This window comes from Desulfosarcina cetonica JCM 12296 (assembly GCF_001311845.1).
In the GTDB taxonomy this organism is placed as follows: domain Bacteria; phylum Desulfobacterota; class Desulfobacteria; order Desulfobacterales; family Desulfosarcinaceae; genus Desulfosarcina; species Desulfosarcina cetonica.
In genome coordinates this window covers 1-2,267 of record NZ_BBCC01000395.1, presented here as the reverse complement: position 1 = coordinate 2,267, position 2,267 = coordinate 1, and the positions used below count along the sequence as shown (strand labels likewise).

Here is a 2,267-nt window from a genome sequence, read left to right as displayed (position 1 = left end):
GGCCGACCGCAGATCCGGCATCCGGCGGCCCGCCCCATGGGGGCGAACCGATGGGCGATTCCCCCGGCGCCGATCACGGGACCACCGGCAAAAGCGGCACTTTTTTGGGCACCGCGGCATATTGCCGGCTCAGTCGATGGCATAACCAAACCCTTCCCCATCCATGGAGACCGCGATCCGGTGGATCTGCTCGCCACCGGCCTGGCGGCTGAGCAGCTCGCGGGACATTTCGGGCAAGAGGGTGTTGGTCATGATGTGGTCGGCGTTGCGCGCCCCGGAATCCACGTCGGTGCAGCGGTCGGCGATGGCGTTCACCACGGCGTCGTCATAGGTGAATTCGACCTCGCGGTTCTCCTGCATGCGTTTGACGATGCGGTTCAGCTTGAGGCGCACGATCAGCTTCATGTTCTCGTCGGTAATGGGGAAATAGGGCACGATCTTCATGCGGCCGAGGAAGGCCGGCTTGAAATGCTTGAGCAGCTCCGGTTTGACCATCTCGCCCAGGCCCGCCGGATCGGGCATGGTCTCCTCGTCGGCGCACAGGTTCATGATCAGGTCCGTACCCAGGTTGGAGGTCAGGATGATCAGGCAGTTCTTGAAATCGATGCGCCGCCCCTCCCCGTCTTCCATGACGCCCTTGTCGAAGACCTGGAAGAAGAGTTCCATGACGTCCGGGTGGGCCTTCTCCACCTCGTCGAGCAAGAGCACCGAGTAGGGCTTGCGGCGCACGGCCTCGGTGAGAACACCGCCCTCGCCGTAGCCCACGTAGCCGGGCGGAGAACCCTTGAGGCTGGAAACCGTGTGGGCCTCCTGGTATTCGCTCATGTTGATGCTGATCATGTTCTGCTCGCCGCCGTAGAGCAGCTCGGAAAGTGCCAGGGCCGTCTCGGTCTTGCCCACCCCGCTAGGCCCCACCAACATGAACACCCCGGTGGGTTTGGAAGGATCCTCGATGCCCGCATGGGCCGTCTGGATCACCTGCTCGATGGCCTCCAGCCCGTGGTCCTGGCCGATGATGCGCTCCTTGAGCCGGTCCGCCAGGCTGAGCACGGTGGCGATCTCGTCGGTGAGCATCCGCCCGGTGGGGATACCGGTCCAGCCGGAAACCACGGCCGACACGGTTTCCGAATCCACGGCGATCTGGACCAGGGGCTCGCCGGCCTGGCGTTTTTCCAGCTCGGCCTCCAGCTCCTTGAGTTCGGCCTGCTTGGCGGCCATCTCCTGGGCGGTCGTCTCGGCGCCCTCCGTCTCACCGGCCTTTTCCATCAGGCGTGGATCTCCTGAATCAACTCACGGATCTTGCCGGCTATTTCCATCTCGGATTGCCACTTCTCGGTGAGGCGGTTCATTTCGGCTTCGGTCGTTTCGCGGTCCCGGGCCAGTTCCTCCATGCGCGCCTGGTGATCCCGACCGATGGCCGTCTCACGCTGGAGAATCTTGATTTCGCGGTCGATGTCACCGATGCGCCGCTGGGCCTGTTCAACGGCCGGCGGGCTGGTGGTGAGCCCGATGGCCACCCGGGCACAGGCGGTGTCCAGCACGCTCACGGCCTTGTCGGGCAGCTGGCGGCCGGAGATATAGCGGCTGGCCAGGCGTACCGTGTCGGCCAGGGCTTCGTCGGTGATCATCACCTTGTGGTGCTTCTCCAAAAAAGGGCCGATGGCACGCATCATCACCATGGCCTTCTCCTCGTCGGGCTCCTCGATCTTGACCACCTGGAAGCGCCGTGCCATGGCAGCGTCCTTTTCAAAGTACTTCTTGTACTCGGCCCAGGTGGTGGCGGCGATGGTGCGCAGCTCACCCCGCGCCAGGGCCGGCTTGAGCAGGTTGGCCGCATCCCCGGAACCGGCCTGGCCGCCGGCGCCGATCAGGGTGTGGGCCTCGTCGATGAACAGGATGATGGGCACCGGCGAGGCCTTGACCTCGTTGATCACGCCCTTGAGGCGGTTCTCGAATTCACCCTTGATACCGGCACCGGCCTGCAGAAGCCCCAGGTCCAGGGTGTGGACGGCCACGTTCTGCAGGATCGGCGGCACGTCGCCCTGGGCGATGCGCAGGGCAAAGCCTTCGACCACGGCGGTCTTGCCCACGCCGGCCTCACCGGTGAGGATCGGGTTGTTCTGCCGCCGCCGGATGAGAATATCGACCATCTGACGGATCTCGAAATCCCGTCCGAGCACCGGATCGATCTCACCCTTCTTGGCCCGTTCGGTCAGATTGACCGTATACTGGTCCAGGGCTTTGGTGCCCGCCGGACCGGCGGGGCG

The 2,267-nt window shown here is 64.6% G+C and carries 2 protein-coding genes; both read right to left on the bottom strand.

Annotated features, from left to right (window positions below; all coding sequences use genetic code 11):
- Positions 1-129 precede the first annotated feature (129 nt).
- Positions 130-1,266: an AAA family ATPase gene (locus JCM12296_RS42990; RefSeq protein WP_054702584.1), complete on the bottom strand. Its 1,137-nt coding sequence runs from the start codon at positions 1,264-1,266 to the stop codon at positions 130-132.
- Positions 1,266-2,267, bottom strand: a 1,002-nt coding sequence (locus JCM12296_RS42985; protein ID WP_218188435.1) for an AAA family ATPase, incomplete at its 5' end; no start/stop codon positions are given. The genes JCM12296_RS42985 and JCM12296_RS42990, both read right to left, overlap by 1 nt.

Coding starts and splice junctions, on each gene's coding strand:
- JCM12296_RS42990 (WP_054702584.1), bottom strand. CDS start 1,266: ATGGAAAAGGCCGGTGAGACGGAGGGCGCCGAGACGACCGCCCAGGAG.